Below are 24059 nucleotides of genomic sequence, written 5' to 3'. Positions count from 1 at the left end.
AGTTGCATAAACACCACAGCGAACTTATCTACCAAACTAGGAAATATAGTGTCGAAATCAAGTTAGTTTGCCGATAATACGCGACTACGCCGCATCACTTATCCCCTCCACACTGGTTACAATGAATACTGTCTAAACAAATGTGACATTTGTTCATTTTTAATGGTATTTCTATTACTAGTGACTCATTTATCTTGAATGCTATCGATAACTTCCTAGTTTATTGTCGTTCCAGCACAACGAGATGATGTTATGAGCTACTTCTATGTGTTTAATATTTATGATGAGAGCTACATTACCGTGCCGCCAGCATTTAAGCGGCTTAACAGTAATGATGTTCCTGAAGAAGAAATCGAGATTAGAGATATTGTTACTTGTTGGTATGAAGCAGGACTTCAGCCTCTTGAGCGCGCTATACCCGTTAACTGTTCTTTTCTTGAAAACAAAAAAAACTTTGAACGGTTAACTCGTACGTTAAAAACATTAATCAGGTTCAAGGCCTATTTTTGTGCCATGAAACGAATAATTTCGCAATGGCATAGAGAGTCACTTGCACGTAGGTATCTTGATTACCTACTCGACAAACACGTATCGACAGAATACAAACCTTAATATCGCAACCAGGTACGTAGCGTCGAAAATTTGTTTCTTTTGTGAGATTCGACAATATTATTAATATTATCAATAGATAATCCTAGGACAAGGTGCTAAGTTTAGTTCACTTCTTTCAAGCGAATGATTTTTATGTATAAATTTGTAAAAAACAAATTGGACACGCGCTACAGTCAACTACCGTCAAGCGATTTGGAACTGAATCACGGTGACGTACCTGTAGAAGAAATTGAAGTGAGGGAGATGTTGTCCGCCTGGTATGACACGGCATATCAGCCTGTAGTGACAGCGACTTCTGAAGAAGAGATCAAGACAGCGAAACTGCGTTTGAATAAGTTGGAAGCAACAATTTTAGTTGTGCTTAAAAACCGGGTATACCAAGCTGCGTTTGAGCGGATTTTAACAACCCAACTCGAGTCTGCAAGTAAAGAGCGCCTTGTTATGGTTCTCAATCAATCCAAAAATCGATGTGCGATGCACTAATCTAGCGTGATTATGCTCTCACACACTTGCTCTTGTTGTCGGTATGCTTGCTACAGCGTATGTCCTTTATCGTTGGGCTAGCAAATTTCACAACAAGGTCAAGCATGTCAAATAATGCTCACCAAGGCATTACCACCTTCCTAACCAAGGCCTCACCACCCATAGCAGCCAACATGCCCACTAAGAGAAGTGGCTCAGTTAATCCATCCGTCAAATTTAAGCTTATTCTGCAATTTTGATACCCCTTCTTGTTGCAGCTGTCTGACCCGCTCTTTTGATAGACCATATTTTTCACCAAGCGCATCTAATGTTAAAACCTCTTTCCCAAACAAGCCAAAGCGATGAATGACAATATCTTTATACTTGTCAGGTAGTGAGAGAATAACGAGCTCTAGATTACGCAATAACTTTTCATCATGGCAGACCTCATACGGCTCTGGGATAGCCTCTGAACGACAGTTATCTAACGACAAATACGCTTTGTCGATAATATCGACCGACGAACTTGATTCAATAAAGCCGCTCATGTGAATCAACTCGCTAACATGAGCCTGTGATTTATCTGCCTTATCCGCAATTTCTTTGACTGACGGAGAGCGTTTTAAGTCAGCACTCATTTTCTTTGTTTGTTTGGAAAGGCGATTAATTTCTTTAATCACATGTACCGGCAGCCGAACCGTACGACCTGTATTCATTAAGGACGATTCGATACTTTCTCTAATCCACCACACCGCATAAGTACTAAAACGAAAGCCTTTTTCTGGCTCAAACTTATCAACCGCTTTCATCAAGCCAAGATTCCCCTCCTCGATAAGATCAAGAATAGTGTGATTGCTTAGCCCTCTCTTTGTGTAACCTCTAGCGATTTTCACAACAAGTCGAAGGTTGGATTCGATCAATACATCTCTCGCGGCTTTCTCACCTCTTCGGGCAAGTGTTGCATAGTGATACTCTTGTTCGGGCGTCAGCAAGTCAACCCCAACGACATCCTTAATGTACTTTGAGTAAAAGTCTGTATTTTTTTCGTTATAGTCTGAACCTTGACTTGTCGTATTGGGCGTTTCTATCCTTGCGCTCATTCAATGTTCCTTATTTTGTGTCGCAACACTAGCCTGACGAAGCGATTGTTGATTTTTTGTTATATATGTCGCACAAATAAGAATAGACAGGTTTATTCTATGCATCAAAGTTTACAGCTAAAGAATGACTTATTTTTTTTGATTTCTAGTCGTAAAGTACTAGATTCTTGCCGCTCAAATCTAAGAAGTTTAGATGATAGGTGTTTCTATTTTCATTTTTACACCAGCTGTACTATTTTGTAAGTATATGAAGTAAGAAGTAAACGTGATCACTTTAAGCTTGCCAACGATGAATAATAAAAGGACTAAACAATGATTGATTTCGATGTACTGCGTAGTTATATGGACAATGACGAAGACATCATCGCAGCCGTTTTTATGGCCTTTATGGAAGAACATGAGAATGGGGCTGAGACGGTGCTCAACCTATATCAGACACAAAACTGGAGTGAGTTGTTCATTACTGCACACTCCCTAAAAGGGATCCTCGCTAGCTTTGGGGAAACGAAGGCCGTAGATAAACTAGAGGCAATTGAAGGTATGACTCGAAATAATGAAGCTCCAGATGTAGAAGATATTAATTTGGTGGTCGCAGAAATGCAGGTCGTCAAAAATCAAATCAATGAATACTTAGCGTCGGTAGCGTAGCATTAGATGACTCGATATGAATTTCTACAACGCTTTCAGCTGCATGCTCTTTCTGATTATCATCCCGAATCAAAGCAACGTTCAGCGCATGTTCAACACCTGACACTTCGTGCTGCTAGCGTGCTCATTGGCTTAGTTGAGAGAAACGGACGCCTACAAGTCATCCTTACGAAGCGAGCTAAACACCTGAAACACCACCCGGGACAAATTAGTTTTCCTGGCGGTAAAGTGGAGCCTAGCGATCCCAACGCCCACTTTACTGCGTTAAGAGAAGCTGAAGAAGAAATCGGGTTAAGGTACGATGAAGTAGAAGTGATCGGGCATTTACCCGATCTCATTACGATTACTCAATTCCAAGTCACGCCTATCATTGCTTTCGTTAAACCAACCTACCAGCCCAGGGTAGATAAAAATGAAGTCGATTATCTATTCGAAGTTCCTCTCGATTTTTTAGCTCATACATCAAACATGACAATGCACCGTTTCAATATAAAGGGGCAGAATCACCGAGTTTTGGCCATCCCATACAAGACCCATTTCATATGGGGCGTAACCGCACAAATCATCCAAAGCCTCCAGCATCAACTTACGCAACAATAGCCTCACATCTTAGTCACAAAACGCAATCGTTTCCGCTAATTATCATTAGTTAAACTAATCTGAAAGTTAGCGGAACTAATCTGTAGCACAATAAAAACGTGACCCAATTAACGAATTCATCAGCACTATGAATAGACCCCGCAAAATCATGACCTAGATCTAATTTTTGCACGTAAAAACGTTGCAAACTCCTCCCGACTTATTTCCTGTTCCCAAAAATGAGTAACATAAATGACTACTTCAACAACAACTACGGCTGCTAGCCGCACTTCTTCTAAGTGGACTTACAAAGATTTCACTTGGGCATTGTCTTTATTCGGTACCGCGGTAGGTGCGGGTGTACTTTTCCTACCAATTAAAGCCGGTGCGGGTGGCTTCTGGCCATTAGTTATCCTAGCGCTAATAGCGGCTCCAATGACTTGGTTCGCTCATAAAAGTTTAGCGCGCTTTGTTCTTTCAGCTAAAAATCCAGATGCCGATATTACCGATACGGTAGAAGAACATTTTGGTAAAACTGGCGCAAACCTTATTACTTTTGCTTACTTTTTCGCCATTTATCCTATTGTTCTTATCTACGGTGTTGGCATCACTAACACAGTCGATTCCTTCCTCGTCAACCAAATGGGTATGGAGTCCATTCCTCGTTGGTTACTGTCTGGCTGTTTAATTGCAGCAATGACATGTGGTGTGGTATTCGGTAAAGAGCTTATGCTAAAAGCCACATCAATAATGGTTTACCCGCTGGTTGCGATTTTACTCGCATTATCGCTGTACCTAATTCCAGATTGGAATACATCAATGGCAAGCGTGAGTCCTGACTGGGGTTCAATGCCTTCTGTTATTTGGTTAGCCATCCCAATTATCGTTTTCTCATTCAACCACAGCCCTATTATCAGCCAGTTCTCTAAAGAGCAACGTCGTGTATACGGTGACGATGCTGTGAAGAAAACAGACATGATTACTGGTGGCGCAGCGATGATGCTGATGACATTTGTTATGTTCTTTGTGTTCTCTGTTGTTCTGTCTCTTTCACCAGAACAACTTGCGACCGCTCAAGAGCAAAACATCAGCGTACTGTCTTACTTAGCAAACGTTCATGAATCGCCACTTATTTCTATTCTTGGTCCAGTAGTTGCGTTCGCTGCGATTACTTCTAGCTACTTTGGGCACTTCTTGGGTGCACACGAAGGTCTAGTTGGCTTAGGTAAATCTCGCTCTAAAATGCCAATTAAGAAGATTGAAAAAGTATCGCTACTGTTCATCGTTATCACTACTTGGATCGTATCAATCATCAACCCAAGCATCCTTGGTATGATTGAAACCATGGGTGCGCCGATGATTGCGGCTATTTTGTTCCTAATGCCTGTTTATGCAATGCGCAAAGTACCGGCAATGGCAAAATTGAAAACCTCTACGCCTGTACAAATCTTTACAGCACTATGTGGTATCGCAGCCATTACTTCTGTAATCTACGGCGCTTTTTAATTGACTCCGTCAATTAGCCAAATAAACACCCTATAACAATAATTTAAGCCTCCTCGTTCGAGGGGGCTTTTCTAGAGGTAAATCAGTATGATTAGTGTTTTCGATATCTATAAAATTGGTGTTGGTCCTTCAAGTTCTCACACGGTAGGTCCAATGAAAGCGGGTAAAGAGTTTATCGACGATTTACGTTCGATGGGTAAATTACGCGACATCACCAAAATCACCGTAGATGTTTATGGATCACTATCACTGACAGGGAAAGGTCACCACACTGATATCGCGATTATCATGGGGTTAGCAGGTAACTCTCCTGAGAAAGTCGATATCGATTCTATTCCAGGCTTTATTGCTCGAGTTGAAGAAACAGAACGTCTACCTGTTGGCATGCATTGCCATACGGTTTCGTTTCCTCGCGACAGCGGAATGAACTTCCACTCTTCCAACTTATCTCTTCATGAAAACGGTATGCAAATCCATGCTTGGATTGATGAAGACGTCGCCTATTCAAAAACCTATTATTCTATTGGTGGTGGTTTCATTGTTGACGAAGAAAATTTCGGCAAAGAAGTGACGTCCGCTATCAAGGCTCCATATGAGTTCAACACGGCAGAAGAGTTAGTCAACCAATGTAAAGAACATGGCTTGTCTATTAGCACGTTAGTGATGGAGAACGAGCATGCGGCTTACTCAGATGATGACGTTCGAACTTACTTTGCCAACATTTGGAAAACCATGCGTGAGTGTATGGATCGCGGGATGAACACTGAAGGCATTTTGCCAGGTCCACTTCGTGTACCACGTCGTGCGGCGGCGCTTCGCCAGCAGCTACTGACATCAGAAAAAACGAACACCGATCCAATGGCTGTTGTTGACTGGGTGAACATGTATGCTTTTGCCGTCAACGAAGAAAACGCAGCGGGCGGTCGTGTTGTGACTGCGCCAACCAATGGCGCTTGTGGCATTATCCCTGCTGTCCTCGCTTACTATGACAAGTTCATTCAAACTGTGACAGAAAAAGATTACATTCGTTATTTCGCGGCGTCTGGCGCGGTAGGCGGATTATACAAGCAAAATGCTTCTATTTCTGGCGCTGAGGTAGGCTGTCAAGGTGAAGTGGGCGTGGCGTGTTCGATGGCCGCTGCTGGTCTTGCTGAGCTTATGGGCGGAAGCCCAGAGCAAGTCTGCATGGCCGCAGAAATTGCTATGGAGCATAATCTTGGCTTAACTTGTGACCCTGTTGCAGGCCAAGTGCAGGTGCCTTGTATTGAGCGTAATGGTATTGCCGCAGTGAAGGCGATTAACTCGACTCGTATGGCGCTACGTCGTGCGTCGGCGCCTCGTGTTTCATTAGATAAGGTTATTGAAACCATGCTAGAAACAGGTAAAGACATGAACGCCAAATATCGCGAAACCTCTCAAGGTGGCCTTGCTATAAAAGTGGTGTGTTAATCTAGTTTATCCCTGTTAAATGACTCGACTCCAATGCGTAAAACATTTCAGTTCGGGGCATATTTCAAGACAGGACATCCAATAGCAAAAAGCCCAAAGTGACTCACTTTGGGCTTTTTTATTCAAGAGAAATACCCTAGCCTACGTAAATACAACCAGCCGTGCAGGTCTCTTTGATCTCAACTTTACTCAACAGAGGAAGTGATGGTTTTAATTGATCCCAGATCCACTTAGCCAATACTTCACTTGTTGGGTTCTCTAACCCCTCAATGTCGTTCAGGTAGTAGTGGTCTAAGCGATCATATATCGGCTTAAATACAGCTTTTATCTCTGAAAAATCAATAATCCAACCTGTATGTGGATCCACTTCACCTTCAACGTATAAGCGAACTAGAAAAGAGTGGCCATGTAAGCGACCACATTTATGCCCCTCTGGAACATGCGGTAGATGATGTGCGGCTTCAAACATGAACTCTTTATACAACTCAGTTTTCATAGGAATGCTCTGAATAAAAATGACAGGCAATCCTACTTAAAACGAATCATTTGCTCAAGTTATACTGTGAAGAATAACTTTGAGAAAAAACCGATTGCAATCAGGCTAGATACCGAAGAACACACTAATAGTACCGGTGCTTTTGTACGAGGGTAGCGTTCAAAAAGCATTAAAATGGCCAACAATGTTGGATAGAGGCCAAAAATATATCGTGGCATCGCATTCACGCCTGATGAAAGCGGGATCAACAAATTGATCATCATAAATACCGCTTCAGCATATCGCTTCTTCGCAAACAAATAGACATTGAGTCCAACACCAAACAGCGTGACAATCACCAAATACAGCTTGGGGCCCCCTTGTTCTACGCCATAACTAAGCCAATGAAGCGGGTTGGTCAGTGTTCTTCCCCAAGCAATCTGAATATGACCAAATGCCAAGGCATCGCCCATCCAAAAATGAAGATATGCCATGTAACTGAAAAAGCCTAAAGGGATTAACCAAATAGACAGCACTACTCGCAAGGCTTTCTCTTTCAAGAGCATAAAGCTTCGCACTCCGTAGTATTGCACACCAAAAATCAAGACAGGAAACACTAGCATGACACCAAGGTTTCGAGTAACGGCCGCTAACATCCCTAATAATGCAACGACTGCCCATTGTTGTCGGTAGCAGGCAAGAAATACGCCACTGACAAGTGCAATGTAAAGAGGTTCTGAATAGCCAGCCATCGAGTACACGGTATAAGGAGAGAAGCACAACAACCATATCGCCGCTTCCTGTGTTTCAACCGAAAACTTAAGTTGCTTCAATGCCATAAGAAAAACCGGCACACTGAGAAAAAATGTAATATTGGAGACGATAATCAACGCGAGTTCTGTACTTCCGGTCAACTTGGCCATCAACCAACCCAAAAAGGGTGACATTGGCATAAATGCCCAGTTGGCGGCATTCCCTCCCTTCATCCAGGTCGGCACAAGATCGTAACCATTGTCTGCAATGCGCTGAAACCAAATACAATCAAAACGACAGACTTGGTGCCAGACATCTAACCCCGCAGTACTTTCCGGGTTAAACGCTTGTGCACCTAATAAACCGATTACATAAAATGCTAATCGACTGACAACCACGGCAAGAACGATAGTTATCCATTGCTCTTTACTTACCAATAAACTTGGTCGCTCTGTAATAACAGTCTGACAAGACCCTACCCGATTGTTGAGTGGTGATAACTGAGTATTGAATAGCATTAGCGGCTTCCTAGTGCATGGGTAATGGGTTGGGCTAGCAGCTTTATTTGTGTCACAGATAGACTCGCCGGTGTTTCAAACTCAAGGTGCTGGAGTGGTTCTTTCATATCATGAGAGGTTAACACCACAGCCCCTTCGAGAGTGTTGGTGCTTCGTGGATGCAATTCGACACGAATACCTCCATTCAGGGAGGCATAAACAGGTTCAGTAATCGCCCTGTCGAGTGTCATCGAAACATGCAGATGGTGACTGCTTGGCAATGTTGTCATGTTAAAAAACAACCCGCCTCGATGTAGTAACACCCGAGAGTCGCCTTCGACCTTGTCATTCCAACCTTCACGACTCAAGTAAGGAGACGGCTTAGCAACATTAATCACACCACTTTCCCCCAACAATAACTGACCATTATCTTTACCCCAAAACCGAGTTTTCTTATCGATGTAATAGGTTTGGTAGCCAAGGGAAACTTGTGGTTGTGTCGCCAAATACAAAACCCAAATGTAATAAAGAGATAAGCCGGTCAAGCTAATAATTATCGCTATACGTCGAATATTAGATCGTCCCCAGACCCAACGATCGTCATTATTTTCTTTGATATCAACCCCCAGCTCGCGCAGTTACATATTGTTACACTAGTATAGGTGAGTTGTACGCCGCTCTAGCCTCGCGTCTGTCAATGCCAAGTCAAAGATCACATATTTTTATGGGGTTCATATCACGATTAAATACCTCATTCTGAGACAATAAAAGCCAGTAATAGTCCCGGTTAGAAACCCCCAACACATTATTTAAAACAATGAATTAGCTGCACTAAATCTCATATTTTATTGTCCGATGCAGTAAAACCATGAGCATTACGAGGTTTTTATATCATACCCTTTTAACAACCAAAGAAATTAACTTAAAATTCACATTATCAGCCCATTACGCTAACTAAAAAAACAATAATCATTATGCGTCTATCCATTAAAAAAATACGTCTTTCTATCACAAACAAGCTTCTTCTTACCCTCATGTTGGTATTTAGCTTAGTCGTCGTGGCCTCCACCGCTTATCAATATAGCCAACAACGCGAACTTATCTATTCAGTACTCAGTGAGCAGCTAGAAGACAAGGCCAGCAACTATTTTGACAGCTTGAACATGATGATGATCACCGGCACCATGGCGCAAAAAGAAACACTACGGCACAAAGCTCTTGCTCAAGAAAACGTAGAAAATGTACGAGTGTTACGTGGTAACGCTGTCACGAAAATCTATGGCGAGGGGCTAGATAATCAAGTTGCATTAGACCAGATAGACCAGCGAGCGCTACGTGGAGAAACGGTTCTCGAGCCATTTAAGGCCGATTGGGGGAATGGTTTAGTGGTTGCTCTGCCAATGACAGCCAGTGCAGACTATCGCGGGACAAATTGCATTGCATGTCATATGACGCCTGAAGGCGAGGTACTCGGTGCCATACGCATCGAATACAATCTAGAACACGTCAACGCCCTCATCAACAAACGTACAGCGATTGCTGTCGCGATTATGAGCATTATTGCCCTGCTCGGTTACCTTGCCACAATCTTCATTGCTCGTCGTTTTATTGTCGGCCCAGTTCAGACTACGTCAAAGTTCATGAAGCAAGTCAGTGACAGTAAAGACCTTTCTATTCGTCTATCACCACAGCAGAATGACGAAATCGGTGATCTAACAACCGACATGAACGCCTTTTTAGACACCGTCTCAGACAGCTTAAATAAAGTCCAAAGAACAGCAAAAATCGTCAGTGGGAATGCCGATAAACTGACACGAATTGCGCAAAGTAATGAGGCGACAGCAAAACGACAGCTGACTGAAACTGCCGCGGTAGAAGCCAGCATGCAAATGCTTGAAGGCCAGCAAGCTACCGTTAGCGACGCAACGGAACGTGCTTCGCAATTGATGCAACAAACTAGTGAGCTCACCAAACAGAGCAGTTCGGAAGCTCATATAGCAAGTAATGACATAGAATCATTAGTTCAGGACATTACTCAGGTATCGACACATATTTCTAAACTCAATGAACAAACGGTACAAGTATCTGCCATTCTTTCCACCATCAAAGGGATTGCAGATCAGACTAACCTACTCGCACTTAACGCCGCCATCGAAGCAGCACGAGCAGGTGAACAAGGACGAGGCTTTGCGGTTGTGGCCGATGAAGTACGCTCACTGGCGAGTAGAACAACAGAAGCAACCAGTGACATCGAAGCGATTATTGTCAAGTTCCAGCATGGCAGTAGCGTCTCGGTTCAGTCCGTTCATGATGTATCGATCACCGCTCACCAACGTGCCAATGATGTCCAAACCCTTGCTCAAAAAATGCAGCAGATGGTCTCACATATTGAGTCGACAACTGAGATTGCCAATAACGTGCAAACCCAGATACTAACCAATCGACAAACCAGTTTAAGTGTTGGACAAAAAACCGCAGTGATCACTGAGCACGCCAACGAAGCATCAAGCTCAGCGACGCAGACACATCAAATTAGTATTGATTTGCAACAGCTTTCGCATCAGCTAGAAACCTTACTCAATCAGTTTGTGTTGAGCAATCACGGCACTGAATCTCAATAGCGGCAAAGGTAAACCGTATCTTGAGTTCAATGAAAATGGTGTCGCGTAGTAAAAAACGCGTTAAATAACAGCAAAACGGGACGCAATGGCCTCAACACGCGCCTGAAGGGCAACAATAAAAGCTGAATAACCACAATAAAGGTTGAACCATGAAAATTGACAGGTAATATATCCCTCTTACGAGAAATTTATAATCAACTCAATGTCGTGCTTGTATTTTAAACAGTCGCCATTGGGTTGCGTTTTTACCTCCATGGAGAAGATTAATAACATGACTTACGCGCCTGTAACAGACGTACTTGGCGGCAAGCTAGCGGTAGACAGTGAAGTCACTGTTCGCGGCTGGATCCGTTCACGTCGTGATTCCAAAGCTGGAATCTCTTTCCTTGCCATTTACGACGGCTCTTGTTTCGACCCGATTCAGGCCGTGGTCCCTAATAATCTTAATAATTATGACGACGAAGTACTTAAGCTAACCACTGGCTGCTCTGTTGAAGTAACAGGTAAGATTGTAGAGTCTCCTGCAAAAGGTCAAGATTTTGAGCTTGCGGCAACCGACGTCAAAGTCGTTGGTTGGGTTGAAGACGCGGATACTTACCCAATGGCTAAGACACGTCACTCTATCGAATACCTTCGTGAAGTGGCTCACCTTCGTCCACGTACCAACGTGATCGGCGCAGTAGCCCGTGTTCGTAACTGTCTATCCCAAGCGATTCACCGCTTCTACCACGAGCAAGGTTTCTTCTGGACTTCAGCTCCGCTTATCACTGCATCTGATGCAGAAGGCGCAGGCGAAATGTTCCGCGTATCTACGCTAGATATGGAAAACCTACCTCGCACCGACGAAGGCAAGGTTGATTTCAACGAAGATTTCTTCGGTAAAGAAACGTTCCTAACGGTATCTGGCCAACTTAATGCGGAAGCTTACGCTTGTGCACTAAGCAAAGTTTACACGTTCGGCCCTACGTTCCGTGCTGAAAACTCGAATACAAGTCGCCACCTAGCCGAGTTCTGGATGGTTGAACCAGAGATTGCGTTTGCAGATCTTGATGATGCAGCAAAACTCGCTGAAGACATGCTTAAGTATGTCTTCGCCGCTGTTCTTGAAGAGCGCCGCGACGATCTTGAGTTCTTTGCTTCTCGCATCGACAAGCAAGCTATCACTCGCCTAGAGCAATTTGTTGACGCTGATTTCGCACAAGTTGACTACACTGACGCCATCCAAATCCTACTAGATTCTGGTAAGAAATTTGAATTTGACGTTGAGTGGGGCATTGACATGTCTTCTGAGCATGAGCGTTATCTAGCTGAAGAGCACTTCAAAGCACCGGTTATCGTTAAGAACTACCCGAAAGACATCAAAGCTTTCTACATGCGCTTAAACGACGATGGCAAGACGGTTGCTGCGATGGACGTACTCGCACCGGGCATCGGTGAAATCATCGGTGGTGCACAACGTGAAGAGCGTCTAGACGTACTTGATGCGCGTATGATTGCTATGGGTATCGACCCTGAGCACATGAGCTGGTACCGCGACCTACGTAAATACGGCACAGTGCCACACGCTGGTTTCGGTCTTGGTTTTGAGCGCTTAGTCTCTTACGTAACAGGCATGGGCAACGTTCGTGACGTGATTCCATTCCCACGTACACCACGCTCAGCTAACTTCTAAGAAGCATTGATTGTGGCTTAGTTAATAAGCTCTATTAATACGCTTCAATGAATATTAAAGGTCACCTTCTGGGTGACCTTTTTTAATGTCGGCATCATCGTTTTCAAGTGAACAAAATTGCATCTTTAGGTTTCGCTTTCAAATCATAGTTAATGTTGGTTTTTTCACGCGACCAAACTACATTTAACGTTAAGGTTCCGAACGACGAGAAGGCAATGATAATGAGCAAATTTACCGAATCAGATATTCACTATCGTGGAGAGTCAAATGGCGTTCACAAATGGGAAGCCTCGAATGGTCAACCGTATTATTGGCACCCCGACTGGCTCCACGTCGCGGAAGACGAAACTGGCCTGCATCCTAAAGAAACATTGAATATAACTGATGCAGTCCCTCCCTCCAAGGAACACGCAATTTCCGCCGTGGTGAGACATTTGAACGAATGGTTCAAAGATCAACTTGACCAACATCCAGATATCGAAACCCAAGCAATAGAATCTGAAATAGACCTAAAGAAATAAACGCAACGAAATAACAGGTTAATGAATCCTGAATGGAATATACCCGTTCAGGATCGCTCTCGTTATCGAAGTCCCCACCACACTGATAACAAAGTAAAACTGTAAAAATAATGAATTAATGACCTTTTCTGCTTCAAATCAAACTAATTTTTGTTTTTCTTCTTTAATCTGGTTGTCACGTATAGCCTACAAAGGTATAAATAGGCTGTTATCGTTACAAAATATGTTCACATTTGCCCCTTCAATTAACATGGATGAAGATTATGTTTGAAAAAGTTGTTGCCGCGCCCGCTGACCCTATACTAGGCCTCACTGAAGAGTTTAAAAAAGATACTCGAGCTGAGAAGATTAACCTTGGTGTGGGTATTTATAAAAATGAGCAAGGTCAGACCCCTGTTCTTGCTACCGTAAAGAAAGCGGAAGCCGCACTTCTAGAAAACGAAAAAACCAAATCTTATCTCACGATTGAAGGCACGGCTGAGTATGGTCTTGCTGTACAAAAACTCCTGTTTGGTGAAGAGTCTCAAATCGTCACCCAAAAGCTCGCAAAAACTGCGCAAGCGCCAGGTGGTACGGGTGCCTTACGCGTCGCTGGTGAATTCATTAAACGTCAACTGACGGGCGCAAAAATTTGGATCAGTAACCCAACATGGGCTAACCATAATGGTGTCTTTGCTGCAGCTGGTATCGAAACGGCTCAATATAGCTACTACAACTCAGAGACCAAAGACAAAGACTTTGCTGGGATGGTTGCGGATTTAGAGCAAGCAAGCGCAGGTGATATTGTTCTTCTGCACGGCTGTTGTCACAACCCAACCGGTATTGACCCAACATTGCCTGAATGGGAACAACTAGCAAAATTAGTGGCTGATAAAGGTCTTATCCCATTATTTGATTTTGCCTACCAAGGCTTCGCTAAGGGCGTGGAAGAAGATGCTCAGGGTCTGCGCATTTTTGCAAAACACAACAAAGAGATATTGGTTGCGAGCTCGTTCTCGAAAAACTTCGGCCTTTATAACGAACGTGTCGGCGCCTTTACTTTAGTTGCCGCGTCGAGCGACATCGCAGAGACCGCTTTTTCTCAAGTAAAAGGCATCATTCGCTCTATCTACTCCAACCCACCAGCACATGGTGCGGCGGTTGTGACTTATATTCTAAACGACGCAGCCCTTCGCGCAGAGTGGGAAAATGAAGTGGCCGAAATGCGTGACCGTATTCAAGAAATGCGTGGCCTTTTTGTGGAAACCCTGAAAGCTGAAGGCGTCAATGCAGACTTCAGCTTCATTGAAAGACAAAACGGTATGTTTTCTTTCTCAGGTCTGTCTAAAGAGCAAGTGAATCAACTAAAAGACGAGTTTGCGATCTACATTGTAGGCTCTGGCCGAATCAGCGTTGCTGGCATGACAAAATCCAATATGACACCGTTGTGCAAAGGCATTGCTGCCGTTCTTTAAGTACTTTGGGGAACGTAAGTGACGAAAACCAAAAGAGGTTTTCGTGCTTGATGCGAGTCATCAGTTTCTAAGTAATCAAGATGTTATCTAGAACGTTTCGATAAAATAAAGGTCAGCTTCGGCTGACCTTTTTCATTTCTGCGTGTACTATTAAATGATTAGATCACGAGATCACCAAATAGTCATTAAGGCCTCACATGGACGCAGAACTCATAGAGATCCAACACTTCCTCACCAGCTACCCTCCCTTCGATGAACTGCCAGAAGAAACCGTGTTGCATGTTTCGCAACACATTGAGATCGCCTACTACCGACAAGATACACCTATCGTTCATTTTGGCGACGAAATCAACGATTTGTATATGGTTCGCAGTGGTGTCGTTGAGGTCTATCGACGTAAGGGCGAGCTGTACAATAGGCTCGATGAAGGCGATCTTTTTGGGCAAATGGGGCTGTTGACCAACAATAAAGTACGTTTCCCAGCAAAAGCGGTTGAAGATACCCTTGTGTACTGTTTATCGGCAGAAGTGTTCCAAGAGCTTTACGACAACTTTGATTCGTTTGCGGACTTTGTTGAAGTCGAGGATAGAGTTAGGCTTAGACAAACCGTCTCCAATAACAGCAACACCAATGATTTGACCACTTCAAAAGTTCGCACACTGCTCACTGGCGAAGCCGCGACCATCGATCGTCACAGAACGATTCAAGAAGCCGCGAAGCAGATGGCTGACGAACAAGTCTCGTCGCTGCTTATTCTCAATCCAGATATTACTGATAATGATGAAGATGATTCATCACCCATCGTAGGAATTATCACCGATCGTGATTTATGCACTCGCGTACTAGCAAAAAACCTAAGCCCACAGGATGAAGTGGCCAGCGTGATGTCAACCGACCTTATTTCACTCGACCACAACGCGTACGTCTATGAAGCAATGCTCATTATGTTGCGTTACAACGTTCATCACCTTCCGGTCGTCAAAAATAAGATCCCGCTTGGCGTCATTGAAACCACCGATATCGTTCGTTATGAATCGCAAAACTCATTGCTTTTGGTCAGCAGTATTTTTCAGCAACAAACTGTTGAGGAGTTGGCTCAGTTGTCGGATCAGGTTCGCGACAGTTTCGTGCGCTTGGTTAACGAAGATGCCAATGCACATATGGTCGGTACTGCCATGTCCGTAATTGGGCGTAGTTTCAAACAACGAATTATTGAGCTGGCCGAAGAAAAGCTGGGACATGCGCCGATTCCTTACTGCTTTCTTGCACTTGGTTCTATGGGACGCGATGAGCAACTCATGGTCACTGACCAAGACAACGCCATCATTCTCGATGACAGCTACAGCGAAGAAAAGCATGGGGAATACTTCAAAGCATTCACGACATTTATTTGCGATGCGCTCGCCGATTGCGGTTATACCTATTGCACGGGTGACATTATGGCGACCAACCCTGAATGGCGTATGACCCGAAAAGAATGGGAAGCCTGCTTTTCTGATTGGATAGATGATCCCAATCCAAAAGCCTTGCTCAACGCCTCGATATTTTTTGACTTAGATGGGGTCTACGGCAAGTTAAAATGGGCAGAACAACTGAACAGCTTTATTGTACGACGCGCACGTCGAAATAACCGCTTCCTCGCCTGCCTCGCTCGAAATGCATTAAACCGCAAACCTCCACTGGGCTTTTTCAAAGACTTTGTAATGGAAAAAGATGGTCAGCACAACAACTCTATTAACCTAAAACGTAGAGGAACCGCGCCATTAGCCGACCTGATCCGCGTCCATGCTTTAGCGGTAGGTTCTCGCTCGACCAATTCCTTTGAGCGATTAGATGATATACATGATGCTGGCATACTACCCAAGGGAAGAGCTCGCGACCTAAAAGACGCGATGGAATTTATCTCCATGGTACGTATTAGCCATCAAGCGATGGATGTACAAATGGGCATAGCTCCAGACAATAACATCGAGCCAGAAAATTTATCGGATTTTGAACGCCGCAATCTCAAAGATGCTTTCCAAGTCTTGAGTAATGGTCAAAATTTCCTAAAATTTCGTTATCAAGCCAACAACAATTTCAAGTAGGGACCGCCTATGGTTAGGTATGGATTATGATAAAAAAACTATTCAGCGGCCCCAACATACAGTGGCAAGCCAAGTTTAAAACATTGGCAGAACGTATGGAGGACTCCCGCCTAAAAAGCTTTTATGGCGAAGGCCTTCCCAGCGGCAATACATTATTGAAAGATGTGTCTTTTGTCGCTTTGGACTTTGAGACAACGGGCTTAGACCCAGATAAAGATGGTATTTTATCGATAGGGCTTGTGCCATTTAGTACATCCAGGATTCGACTAAACCAAGCACAGCATTGGACCGTCAGGCCTAAAGCGACGCTAGAGGAAGAGTCTGTTGTGATTCATGGTATCACCCACAACGACATCTTAGATGCACCAAAACTTAAAGATATTTTAGGGGATGTATTGGAGGCTTTGGCCGGAAAAATTATTGTCGTTCATTATAATCCGATAGAACGTGGCTTTCTTGATAGTGCCTTAAAGGGGATGATTGGTGAGGGGATAGAGTTTCCTGTTGTCGATACCATGCAAATTGAATCAAGTTACCAGACTAAAATGACCGGTGGCGTCATCAATATGCTTAAAGGAAAACAAGCTGATTCAGTGCGACTGGGGCAGACTCGCCGTCGTTATGGACTCCCAGATTACCCGCCGCATCATGCCCTTACCGACGCCGTCGCGACAGCAGAGTTGTTACAAGCTCAAATCGCCTATCATTATGATGACAGTACGGTACTCAACGATGTTTGGCTGTAATATCTAAACCGCTTAATAGCGATAAATCAGTTGAATATCACTATCGCTATTAAGCACTCTCTCTAAAACACACTACGTAATGGTGCTGCACTTAAAAATGCAGCACTTAAGAACATTACACTTTAAAGCGACCTATTTCGCTTTGTAGCTTCTGAGACAGCTCGGAGAGCTCTACAGCTTGCTGTGCCGCCTCGTGTGCTTCTTCTGCAAGCTCATCTGAAACATCGCGAATCCCTTGCGTATTACGTGTCACTTCCGATGTCACCGACGCTTGCTCTTCTGCTGCAGTGGCTATTTGTGTTGCCATGTCACTAATTTGGCTCACCGCCGATAAGATCTGCGTCAAACTTGCGGCAGCACTATTCGCATCATCGACACTCGTCTCGGCGAGGCCTCGACTGTCACCCATAATACCAACGGCTTTAGCTGTTGTGGCTTGAAGCGTCTCGATCATATGTTGAATTTCTTGTGTAGACGCGTGTGTACGTTGGCTCAAGACTCGAACCTCATCGGCCACCACCGCGAACCCTCTTCCTTGCTCCCCTGCTCTCGCCGCTTCAATTGCTGCATTTAACGCCAATAAATTGGTTTGCTCTGCAATGCCTTGAATGGTAGATAGTATGGTATTGATACTACTGCCGTGCACTTCTAACTCACGGATAACACCCGTGGCAACCTCGACCTCAGAGGCCAGGTTTTGAATCGAACCTTGAGTGGCAGAAACCTGCTCAGCCCCATGATTACTCGCTTCAACAGCCTCCGATGAATTATTCGCGGTCATCTCAGCATTGTTGGCGATTTCTTGCGTCGCGGCAGCCATTTCATTGATTGCCGTAGCCACCATATTGATTTCATCTTGCTGAGTTTGAATTCTCTGACTTCTAACGCGCGCGTGTGATGCCGTATCCTTGGCTTGGTCGGATAATGACTCTGATACACGTGTCAGTTGTGTAATCGTTTCATGCATGTAACTCACAAAGGTATTAAAGTTTCGAGCAAGCTGTCCAACTTCATCGTTACTTTTGGGCTCCAAACGACGAGTTAAATCACCTTCGCCAGACGCAATTTCAGCCAACGCTTTTGATACTCGGCCTAATTCGGTCACCAGTAGACTCACCATCCAAGAAGCGATCGCCGCGACAAAGATAACGATAAGTACAGAGGTCATAATCAATTGGGTTAAGGCACTGTTGAGATCGGCTAGCTCGGTATTTTTATCAAGTTCAACGGCCAGCACCCAGTTTGTGTCAGGCACCTTAGTGAAATACAACATCTTATCCAGGCCTTGGACTTCTACGTCTGCAACCTCACCACTGGACGCTAAATCGCTAATGGTTCTAGCCGTTAGTGTAGGGTTGAGTTCAGTGGTGGATTTTAATAATAGAGCGGTATTTTCATGAGCGAGAAAAGTGCCGTTAGACAAATCAATCAGCATAGCACTTGCGTTATGACCAACATTAAGGCTGATGACATCGTCGACTAACTGATCAATCAGCACATCCGCACCGACAATACCGACTAATTGACCATTGCTTTTTATTGGCTCTGCAATGGTCACAAGCAACGCGTTAGTAATGGCATCTTGATACGCTTCGGTGATGATCTGCTTGTTCGCGGCTTGAGCGTCTTGGTACCAAGGGCGAGTTCTCGGATCATAATCCGCTCTGTTGCGCTCTGGATGTGAGCGATACATCTCACCGTTTGGCGTCCCTAAGAAGATGTCATCGAAGCCACCGGAAATTCGAGCCTGTTGTAGGTATGGGACTTTGTCTTCTGTTGCTGAAAAGGAATTAAATGCTGATGCAATGTTTTTTCTAATATCAATCCAGTTCCCTATGCCTTCAACCGCCGCTAACGATACTGTATTCGCTCGACTTGAAATGGCATTGTGGGTTTGGTTAGAAAGTTGCTTTGCCGATAGCATTGTTAATACTACCGCCATTAATAGCACGGCAGACAACATTGCCGTAATAAGCTTTTGCTTTAGTGATAATTTCATAGGTTATTATTCTTTTTGTAACTTAATATTCAACTAATCATGTTAGTCCTTAAGGTGTCGCGGGCAGATAATATCCAACTTTCGTTGTAAAATCGACCGTCAATATTTTGTCTGTTAATTTATTGACGTTATTCAAGTTTCCTAAAGTAACCATGTCGGATTTACGAAAAGTAGCCTCCTTAAAGTTTCATCATTCATCGTACTGCGTTGGGTCGATAGGAATGAATGACATACTGGCGAAAATGACATATTAGTCTCAGAACAATGATGATTAATGCCGGTATATTACAACCGAGTTTATTATGTATAACCCGAAAATATATTGAGCATACCTATCGAGTTATTATTGTATTCGACGGCCTATCGAACACTTGATTCAAAAAAAAAAGAGCGGCATCTGCCACTCTTTTTAATTCACACCCACATTAACCGTTCGTTATGTGCGTTCTGTTCTCATACCCATCAACAAGCTAACGCACATCGCTAACAAGATGAAGGTAAACGGCAGCGCCGATGAAATCGCGCCTGCTTGCAGCGCTTCGATAGCCTGACTGCCACCAATCCAAAGTAAAGCCACCGCGATTGCACCTTCCATAAATGCCCAGAAAACGCGTTGAATTACTGGTGCATCCACTTTACCACCAGCAGTAATGCTATCGATTACTAACGAGCCTGAATCTGATGATGTGATAAAGAACACCAATACGAGTATCACCGCAATCACAGACAGGAATGTACCCATTGGCAACGCATCAAACATCTCGAACATCGCGAGTGGTACTTCGCGTAATCCATTAGCACCTAACGTACCTACCTCATTGACAACTTGATCAATCGCAAGGCCACCAAACACTGACATCCACACAATAGTCACGGATGTAGGTACAATTAGAACGGCGGTGATGAATTGTCTAACGGTGCGCCCTTTAGAGACACGAGCAATAAACATCCCGACAAATGGGGACCATGAAATCCACCAAGCCCAGTAGAATACTGTCCAACCGTGCATCCACGCTTCATCGTCACGACCATGCGGGTTACTCAGCGGTACGATGTTTTTCAAGTAGGCAAATAATGTGTCAGGGATTGACGCAAATGTAACGGCATATCCTATTAGAGCGACTAGAGCCAGCAATAAGAAAGCGATGATCATGTTGATGTTACTGATGACCTTAACGCCACCATCAATACCACGCAGTACCGATACCACCGCTAGCAGCGTCACAACGGCAATAACGATAACCTGCAGAGTCATGCCTGACTCGACACCAAATACATGGTGAATGCCGCTCGCGGCTTGCTGTGCACCTAGACCTAAAGACGTCGCTAAACCAAATAGCGTTGCCAAAACGGCCAAAATATCAATGATATGCCCCGCCCAGCCCCAAGCACGATCGCCCAGTATTGGATAAAAGACCGAACGCATCGAAAGTGGCAGGCCTTTATTATAAGTAAAGAATGCCAACGACAACGCTACAACACCGTAAATGGCCCAAGGGTGTAGACCCCAGTGGAACATGGTCGCTCCGAGCGCAAGCTCTCGAGCTTGTTCAGTATTCGCGGTCACCCCAAGCGGTGTTTCATACCATCCCGTAAAATAAGCGACAGGCTCTGCAACACTCCAGAACATGAGACCAATACCCATGCCGGCAGCAAACAACATTGCTAGCCAAGACATGAAAGAATAATCCGCCGTCGCGTCTTTGCCGCCTAATCGTATTTTACCAAATGGAGAAACAATCAAAACTAAGCAAAAAATCACGAAAATGTTGCCTGCCCACATGAACAGCCAATCAAATTTGTTAATAATGCTCCATTTTATTCCATCTAGTGCTGCTTTAGCGGTCTCCGCATCCACAACCACCGCTAAAATGAGCAGTAATGCAATAAAGCCTGCACTCCACCCAAAGACAGGATTGTGTACATCAAATCCCCATTTTTGGACATTATCTTGTCCAATTGTATAGTCAGTACTGTCAATACTGTACTTATCAATGCCTTTTGTCATCGTTCCTCACTATGACGAACTCTAATCCATCAAAATATATCGTGTATCAAGTATTATCCCGATATGAGGGCGAGCCTGCATGGGTAATATCTCAACATGGTGTGGTTACTAAAGTTATATTCTAGCAAGAAAATGTTGAATTATCCTATGCTGTTTTTCATTAGAACTCATCTTTGGATCGTATTCGGTAAACCATGTGATTTACCTCGCGCTGATATATTTCCAACGCTATTGCCTTTAATCTAATGACTGTTTTAAGCGCTCAAAAAAGCCCACGTCGTTAATAAACAATGTGGGCTCTGAAAATTGATGGCTTAACTAGCAAGTAAAACGAATACGACTTACGTTAGTTTTTAACGATACTGTCTATTTGCAGCACGGGCGCGGCATCAATACCTTCGGCATTCATCATCGATGAGATGCGCTGAATAGAAGACAACAAAAGAGTTTGCTCCCAAGCTTCAAGACTTTGAAATTTTTGTACAAAACTATCTTGTAGTGGTAAAGGAGCGCTATCCAATACCTCTGTACCTTTCTCCGTCAGTACGGCGTGAACTTTTCGTTTGTCTTGATGGCTGCGTTCACGCCTCACGTAATCATTAAGCTCTAAGCGATCGATGATCGTCGTCGCCGTCGCTTGGCTAATATTGGTGTGATTCGACAACTCACGAATAGTTACATTCCCTTTCTCTCTGATCGCCTTCATCAGTACCAGCTGCGGACCGGTTAATCCACACTCTTTTTTCAATTTTTTTGAATGTAAGTCTATTGCTCTTATTACTTGGCGAATTGCCACGAGCACTTCTTCGTGTTTTTCCAAATCTTTGTTCCAAAATTAACGAGTAACGGGTTATTCCCTGCGTTTTAACACATTCATCGCGATGTTGCATCCTTATCGCTTCGATAAAAATATATTGATCACGAATGGGCTATTTTCATGGCTTAAATTCATGCAATTTTTTATTCTCCTTAATTTACCCTCAACCAAGGTGCTGCTTAAGTTTAGCGTGCTCCCCACCCGTTAAAAAGTCACTCGGAACATCGGTAATTTCCTTAGACCTAAAACAGTTAGAGCTCTATGCAATAAACGCTCTTGATACATGTTAAAACGTGAGCCAGACGATGAATCTCTTTTAATCTATCGTTGATTTTGTTAGTATTCGCCCGAATTTTAGTTAGAGCTCTAAGTAGTATCAGAGGAATGATGAATAATAATAAGGACAAGTATAGTATAGATAACACTGACTATACGGTAGGACAAGACAATGTCCAAAAGTGGGGGTTTGACGTTCATAACCCTGTATTCGGCACAAGTGCAGGTCTCATTTTACTGTTTCTTATCGCCCTTCTCGTAGTAGACCCAGCCACAGCTAAAGCGGCATTAGATGGCGCTAAATGGCAAATCATTGGCGCTTTCGATAGCTTATTCATGTGGGCAGGTAATATCTTTGTTATTTTCTGCCTTGGCCTTGTTCTATCTCCATACGGTAAAATTAGAATTGGTGGCGCAAGCGCAAAACCTGATCACTCAACCTTATCCTGGATTGCCATGCTTTTTGCTGGCGGCATGGGTATCGGCCTTATGTTTTGGGGGGTAGCAGAACCTGTTGCTTACTTTACAGGCTGGTATGAAACGCCACTTGGTGTTGAAGCCTATACCGAAGAAGCACGAAAAGTAGCCTTAGGTGCAACGATGTTCCACTGGGGCATTCACCCGTGGTCAATGTACGCTGTTGTCGCACTTTCAATGGCATTCTTTGCCTTTAACAAAGGGCTTCCGCTCTCTATGCGTTCCGTGTTTTACCCGTTACTGGGTGACAAAACGTGGGGCTGGTTTGGGCATATCATTGATATTTTGGCCGTTCTTGCAACGCTATTTGGTTTAGCCACTTCATTGGGCCTTGGTGCTCAACAAGCCGCTAGCGGCATCGGTCATGTCTTTGGCTTTCAAGCTGGTACGACCTTGCAATTGGGCGTGATCGCCTTTGTTACGGCACTTGCGGTCTTTTCAGTCGTTCGTGGTATAGATGGTGGTGTAAAACTTCTCAGTAATACTAATATCCTAATCGCATTTGTATTATTGGTTGTTGTTATTGTGGTTTCTATCGCAACCTTCTTTGGTTCGTTAGGTACCACCATTGTCGGCTATGTTGAGAATATCATTCCATTAAGTAACCCATATGGTCGTGAAGACGAAGCATGGATGCACGGTTGGACGGTATTCTATTGGGCATGGTGGATTTCGTGGTCCCCATGTGTCGGTATGTTTATTGCTCGTGTTTCTAAAGGACGTACGGTACGTGAGTTCTTAACCGCTGTTATTGTTATTCCTACAACGATTACATTGTTCTGGATGGCAGCGTTTGGTGGTATGGCAATCGATCAAGTCATCAATCAAGTCGGTGAACTTGGTCAAAATGGTCTAACTGACCTTACGCTTTCACTATTTTATGCGTATGAAGCCTTACCAATGAGCACGCTCTTATCCGTTATCTCTATCGTTCTGATTATGGTGTTCTTTGTCACATCTTCAGACTCAGCCTCTCTCGTTATCGACAGCATAACTGCTGGCGGTAAGATTGATGCGCCAGTACCTCAACGTGTATTCTGGGCCACGATAGAAGGTGCGATTGCAGCCGTTTTATTATACGTTGGTGGTACAGAAGCTATTCAAGCACTTCAAGCGGGGGCTATCTCTACTGCATTACCTTTTACCATTATTTTGTTGATAATGTGTGTGAGCTTACTGAAAGGTATGCGTACTGAACTGCAGATCCATAAGCATAGTTACGCTTAACTGGCCTCTAATGTTTGGGTGCCCAAACGGCATCACTAAAAAGACCCGCTTATGCGGTAATGCCGATCAGTTA

The 24059-nt window shown here is 43.9% G+C and carries 20 protein-coding genes; 13 read left to right on the top strand and 7 right to left on the bottom strand.

The annotated features are described in order from the left end of the window. The first annotated feature begins 252 nt into the window (after positions 1-252). Together AB4405_RS05670 and AB4405_RS05665 are read left to right on the top strand one after the other, a co-directional pair. Positions 253-612 carry a hypothetical protein gene (locus tag AB4405_RS05670; RefSeq protein WP_372059984.1) on the top strand — a complete coding sequence of 120 codons (360 nt, stop codon included), beginning with the start codon at positions 253-255 and terminating at the stop codon, positions 610-612. Between the two features lie 132 nt (positions 613-744). Further along, positions 745-1095 (top strand): hypothetical protein, encoded by a 351-nt coding sequence (locus AB4405_RS05665; RefSeq protein WP_372059983.1) that lies wholly within the window; start codon positions 745-747, stop codon positions 1093-1095. Between the two features lie 194 nt (positions 1096-1289). Here the strand turns inward: AB4405_RS05665 and AB4405_RS05660 are convergent, their stop codons facing one another. Further along, a complete protein-coding gene (locus AB4405_RS05660; protein ID WP_372059982.1) occupies positions 1290-2174 on the bottom strand; it encodes an RNA polymerase sigma factor RpoD/SigA in 885 nt (294 codons plus the stop codon). A gap of 312 nt (positions 2175-2486) precedes the next feature. Here AB4405_RS05660 and AB4405_RS05655 point away from each other — a divergent pair, with 312 nt between their 5' ends. From AB4405_RS05655 to AB4405_RS05640, 4 genes are all read left to right on the top strand, one after another. After that, complete coding sequence (locus AB4405_RS05655) at positions 2487-2822, top strand: Hpt domain-containing protein (RefSeq protein WP_372059980.1); 336 nt, start codon at positions 2487-2489, stop codon at positions 2820-2822. A gap of 6 nt (positions 2823-2828) precedes the next feature. Then, the gene (locus AB4405_RS05650) at positions 2829-3422 is read left to right on the top strand and encodes a CoA pyrophosphatase (RefSeq protein WP_102471547.1); all 594 of its coding nucleotides are present in this window, start codon (positions 2829-2831) and stop codon (positions 3420-3422) included. 231 nt (positions 3423-3653) lie between these two features. Continuing rightward, a complete protein-coding gene (locus AB4405_RS05645; RefSeq protein ID WP_372059979.1) occupies positions 3654-4907 on the top strand; it encodes an aromatic amino acid transport family protein in 1254 nt (417 codons plus the stop codon). Positions 4908-4994: 87 nt separating this feature from the next. Next, positions 4995-6356 (top strand): L-serine ammonia-lyase, encoded by a 1362-nt coding sequence (locus AB4405_RS05640; protein ID WP_372059978.1) that lies wholly within the window; start codon positions 4995-4997, stop codon positions 6354-6356. Positions 6357-6492: 136 nt separating this feature from the next. Here the strand turns inward: AB4405_RS05640 and queD are convergent, their stop codons facing one another. From queD to AB4405_RS05625, 3 genes are read right to left on the bottom strand one after another with little or no spacing between them, the layout of a single operon-like run. After that, a complete protein-coding gene (gene queD / locus AB4405_RS05635) occupies positions 6493-6852 on the bottom strand; it encodes a 6-carboxytetrahydropterin synthase QueD (protein ID WP_198593034.1) in 360 nt (119 codons plus the stop codon). 59 nt (positions 6853-6911) lie between these two features. Beyond that, positions 6912-8102 carry a hypothetical protein gene (locus tag AB4405_RS05630; protein ID WP_372059977.1) on the bottom strand — a complete coding sequence of 397 codons (1191 nt, stop codon included), beginning with the start codon at positions 8100-8102 and terminating at the stop codon, positions 6912-6914. Then, complete coding sequence (locus AB4405_RS05625) at positions 8102-8587, bottom strand: hypothetical protein (protein WP_372059976.1); 486 nt, start codon at positions 8585-8587, stop codon at positions 8102-8104. Before AB4405_RS05625 ends, AB4405_RS05630 begins: the two co-directional genes overlap by 1 nt. 489 nt (positions 8588-9076) lie before the next feature. On the opposite strand from AB4405_RS05625, the gene AB4405_RS05620 reads away from it, so the two are divergent. The 6 genes from AB4405_RS05620 to AB4405_RS05595 all read left to right on the top strand — a co-directional run bounded on the left by AB4405_RS05620 (position 9077) and on the right by AB4405_RS05595 (position 17182). Next, positions 9077-10702, top strand: coding sequence for a methyl-accepting chemotaxis protein (locus AB4405_RS05620; RefSeq protein WP_372060001.1), 1626 nt, complete (start codon positions 9077-9079; stop codon positions 10700-10702). Positions 10703-10973: 271 nt separating this feature from the next. Then, entirely contained in the window at positions 10974-12374 is a 1401-nt protein-coding gene (gene asnS, locus AB4405_RS05615) for an asparagine--tRNA ligase (protein ID WP_372059975.1), read from the top strand. A gap of 221 nt (positions 12375-12595) precedes the next feature. Further along, positions 12596-12895, top strand: a complete 300-nt coding sequence (locus tag AB4405_RS05610; RefSeq protein WP_372059974.1) for a hypothetical protein — start codon at positions 12596-12598, stop codon at positions 12893-12895. 263 nt (positions 12896-13158) lie between these two features. Further along, positions 13159-14349: an amino acid aminotransferase gene (locus tag AB4405_RS05605; protein WP_372059972.1), complete on the top strand. Its 1191-nt coding sequence runs from the start codon at positions 13159-13161 to the stop codon at positions 14347-14349. A gap of 197 nt (positions 14350-14546) precedes the next feature. Next, on the top strand, positions 14547-16436 hold the full coding sequence (locus AB4405_RS05600) for a DUF294 nucleotidyltransferase-like domain-containing protein (RefSeq protein WP_372059971.1): 1890 nt from the start codon (positions 14547-14549) through the stop codon (positions 16434-16436). 29 nt (positions 16437-16465) lie between these two features. After that, positions 16466-17182 carry a 3'-5' exonuclease gene (locus tag AB4405_RS05595; protein ID WP_372060000.1) on the top strand — a complete coding sequence of 239 codons (717 nt, stop codon included), beginning with the start codon at positions 16466-16468 and terminating at the stop codon, positions 17180-17182. Between the two features lie 115 nt (positions 17183-17297). Here the strand turns inward: AB4405_RS05595 and AB4405_RS05590 are convergent, their stop codons facing one another. The 3 genes from AB4405_RS05590 to AB4405_RS05580 form a co-directional block, all read right to left on the bottom strand. Further along, complete coding sequence (locus tag AB4405_RS05590) at positions 17298-19181, bottom strand: methyl-accepting chemotaxis protein (RefSeq protein WP_372059969.1); 1884 nt, start codon at positions 19179-19181, stop codon at positions 17298-17300. Positions 19182-19617: 436 nt separating this feature from the next. Next, positions 19618-21189, bottom strand: coding sequence for a BCCT family transporter (locus AB4405_RS05585; protein ID WP_102471538.1), 1572 nt, complete (start codon positions 21187-21189; stop codon positions 19618-19620). Positions 21190-21535: 346 nt separating this feature from the next. After that, positions 21536-22009, bottom strand: coding sequence for a MarR family winged helix-turn-helix transcriptional regulator (locus tag AB4405_RS05580; protein ID WP_102471537.1), 474 nt, complete (start codon positions 22007-22009; stop codon positions 21536-21538). Positions 22010-22393: 384 nt separating this feature from the next. On the opposite strand from AB4405_RS05580, the gene AB4405_RS05575 reads away from it, so the two are divergent. Further along, complete coding sequence (locus AB4405_RS05575; protein ID WP_372059999.1) at positions 22394-23986, top strand: BCCT family transporter; 1593 nt, start codon at positions 22394-22396, stop codon at positions 23984-23986. The last annotated feature ends 73 nt before the right edge of the window (positions 23987-24059 follow it).

It is taken from the genome of Vibrio sp. 10N.261.51.F12, from assembly GCF_041471725.1.
GTDB lineage: Bacteria > Pseudomonadota > Gammaproteobacteria > Enterobacterales > Vibrionaceae > Vibrio.
Note: the sequence above shows the minus strand (reverse complement) of the source record. Positions and strands in the feature narration are given on the sequence as shown.

Bases quoted from the DNA above. Each gene is read 5' to 3' on its own strand.
- AB4405_RS05670 (WP_372059984.1), top strand. From the start codon at position 253: ATGAGCTACTTCTATGTGTTTAATATTTATGATGAGAGCTACATTACC.
- AB4405_RS05665 (WP_372059983.1), top strand. From the start codon at position 745: ATGTATAAATTTGTAAAAAACAAATTGGACACGCGCTACAGTCAACTA.
- AB4405_RS05660 (WP_372059982.1), bottom strand. From the start codon at position 2,174: ATGAGCGCAAGGATAGAAACGCCCAATACGACAAGTCAAGGTTCAGAC.
- AB4405_RS05655 (WP_372059980.1), top strand. From the start codon at position 2,487: ATGATTGATTTCGATGTACTGCGTAGTTATATGGACAATGACGAAGAC.
- AB4405_RS05650 (WP_102471547.1), top strand. From the start codon at position 2,829: ATGACTCGATATGAATTTCTACAACGCTTTCAGCTGCATGCTCTTTCT.
- AB4405_RS05645 (WP_372059979.1), top strand. From the start codon at position 3,654: ATGACTACTTCAACAACAACTACGGCTGCTAGCCGCACTTCTTCTAAG.
- AB4405_RS05640 (WP_372059978.1), top strand. From the start codon at position 4,995: ATGATTAGTGTTTTCGATATCTATAAAATTGGTGTTGGTCCTTCAAGT.
- queD (WP_198593034.1), bottom strand. From the start codon at position 6,852: ATGAAAACTGAGTTGTATAAAGAGTTCATGTTTGAAGCCGCACATCAT.
- AB4405_RS05630 (WP_372059977.1), bottom strand. From the start codon at position 8,102: ATGCTATTCAATACTCAGTTATCACCACTCAACAATCGGGTAGGGTCT.
- asnS (WP_372059975.1), top strand. From the start codon at position 10,974: ATGACTTACGCGCCTGTAACAGACGTACTTGGCGGCAAGCTAGCGGTA.
- AB4405_RS05610 (WP_372059974.1), top strand. From the start codon at position 12,596: ATGAGCAAATTTACCGAATCAGATATTCACTATCGTGGAGAGTCAAAT.
- AB4405_RS05605 (WP_372059972.1), top strand. From the start codon at position 13,159: ATGTTTGAAAAAGTTGTTGCCGCGCCCGCTGACCCTATACTAGGCCTC.
- AB4405_RS05600 (WP_372059971.1), top strand. From the start codon at position 14,547: ATGGACGCAGAACTCATAGAGATCCAACACTTCCTCACCAGCTACCCT.
- AB4405_RS05590 (WP_372059969.1), bottom strand. From the start codon at position 19,181: ATGAAATTATCACTAAAGCAAAAGCTTATTACGGCAATGTTGTCTGCC.
- AB4405_RS05585 (WP_102471538.1), bottom strand. From the start codon at position 21,189: ATGACAAAAGGCATTGATAAGTACAGTATTGACAGTACTGACTATACA.
- AB4405_RS05575 (WP_372059999.1), top strand. From the start codon at position 22,394: ATGAATAATAATAAGGACAAGTATAGTATAGATAACACTGACTATACG.